General features: G+C 69.0%; 2 protein-coding genes. Both read right to left on the bottom strand.

Going from position 1 to position 2,013, the window contains the following annotated elements; genetic code table 11:
• Nucleotides 1–830, bottom strand: an 830-nt coding sequence (locus tag VLA96_07145) for a sigma 54-interacting transcriptional regulator (GenBank protein HSE48967.1), incomplete at its 3' end; no start/stop codon positions are given.
• A 49-nt stretch (nucleotides 831–879) separates the two neighbouring features.
• The coding region (locus tag VLA96_07140) for a HAMP domain-containing sensor histidine kinase (protein ID HSE48966.1) at nucleotides 880–2,013 on the bottom strand (1,134 nt) is incomplete at its 5' end.

Below are 2,013 nucleotides of genomic sequence, written 5' to 3'. Positions count from 1 at the left end.
ATCACGCGCACGTCCGCGGCGATGCTTTCCTGGGCCCCGACGGGGCGCACGCGCCGCTCCTCGAGCGCGCGCAGCAGCTTCACCTGCAGCGGCAGCGGCATGTCGCCGATCTCGTCCAGAAACAGCGTCCCGCCCTGCGCCGCCTGAAACAGCCCCCGGCGATCCGACACCGCCCCGGTAAACGAGCCCTTCTTGTGCCCGAAGAGCTCCGACTCCAGCAGCCCCTCCGGGATCGCCCCGCAGTTCACCGCCACGAACGGCGCCCCCGAGCGCGGGCTCGCGCGGTGGATCGCCCGCGCCAGCAGCTCCTTGCCCGTCCCGCTCGCCCCGTACAGGCACACGCTCGCGTCCGAGACCGCCACGCGCCGCGCCTGCGCGAGCAGATCCTCCATGCCGGAGCAGCGCGTGATGATCTCCCCGCGCCAGGACTGCGGCTCCCCGGAGGCCGCCGGGGGGCTTGAGAGCCGCATCGCATCGGCCACCGTGTCCAGCAGCACCTTGGGCTCGAAGGGCTTGGTCAGAAACGAGAACACCCCACGGCGAGTCGCCGTCACCGCCTCCGGTATCGTGCCGTGCGCCGTCAGTATCACCACCGGCAGCGACGGACTGTCGCGGTGAATCGCGTCAAACAGCGCCATCCCGTCCATGCCGTGCATGCGCAGGTCCGTCACCACCACCTGCGGGCGCGCCACCGCCAGCGACGCCAACGCCGCCTCCCCTGACTCCACCGCCGTCACCGCGTACCCCGACGCCGTCAGCCGCATCGCAATCAGCTGCAGCAGGTCCTTGTCATCGTCCACCAGTAGAACGGGCGGGGTCTCGTTCGCCATTACGCTTTCCTCTTCTTTCTTGCAGGCACAGATTGTTGCGAAACCATCTTTACGCCGCGTCGGCCAGCACACGCGCCGAACGGCGCGGCAGCGTTACACGAAAATGTCCGCCTGCCTCTCCGCCGAGCACAGCGATGCGCCCACCATGCGCCTCGACCAGCTCGCGCGCGATGGCGAGGCCAAGCCCGGTGCCCTTCACACGCCCCCCGGAGGCCGTGGCGCTCTCGGACCTGCGGCCGCGAAAGAACAGATTGAAGATCGACTCGCGCTCCTCCTGCGGCACCCCGGGCCCGGTATCCAGAACTTCAATGATGGCTTCTCCTGCGACCGCGCGAGCCGATACCGTTACGGTCCCGCCGGGCGGCGTGAACTTCACCGCGTTGGACACCAGGTTGTCGACGATCGAGCGCAGCTTCTCCGGATCGGCCTCGACCGTTGCGGGCTCGGCCTCGATCGCAAGCCGCAGGCTTTTCGCTCGCGCCGCGAGCTCGTGCGGTTTGACCGCTTCCTCCACCAGCGACTCGAGCGCGATGGATTTCACTTCGAGCGAGGCGGCGGCATGCAGCGCGCGCTGGTAGTCGAGCAGCTCCTCGATCAAGCGCTGAAGCTTCACGCTGTTGTCGCGCATGATCCCCACCACCTGGCGCTGCGGCGGCGCGAGCGGGCCGGCGACCTGGTCGTTCAGGAGTTCGGCGCCCTCGCGCAGCGCCGTGAGCGGCGTCTTCAGCTCGTGCGACACGTGGCGCAGAAAGCGGTTCTTCTGCGTCTCGAACTCCTCCAGCCGCCGGCGCAGCCAGTCGAGGCGACGGCCGAGGTAGCGCAGGTCCTCGGGGCCGCGCACCGCAATCGGCTGGGAAAAGTCCGCGCCCCCGAGCTGGCGGATGGCGCCGTCGATCTCCGCGATGGGGCGCGCAATGTAGCGGGTCAATGCGAGAGCGATGGCGAGCGCGACTGCGGTGCTGAAGATGAGGAGCAAGATGATGTTGCGCTGGACGTTCTCGGCGGAGACGCGCAGGCGCTCGACCTCGCGGTCGACGACGCGGTTGTTGATCGCGAGCACGTCGCGCGCACTGTCGATCAGCGCATCGACTCGGGTTCCCACCGCCTGGGAATCGAGGCTCCGACGCGGCGACGCGGTAAGCAGGTCGTACAGGCCCTGCTCGCGCTCGACCGTCACGTTCAG

It is taken from the genome of Terriglobales bacterium, from assembly GCA_035457425.1.
Lineage (GTDB): Bacteria > Acidobacteriota > Terriglobia > Terriglobales > Acidobacteriaceae > JACPNR01.
Note: the sequence above shows the minus strand (reverse complement) of the source record. Positions and strands in the feature narration are given on the sequence as shown.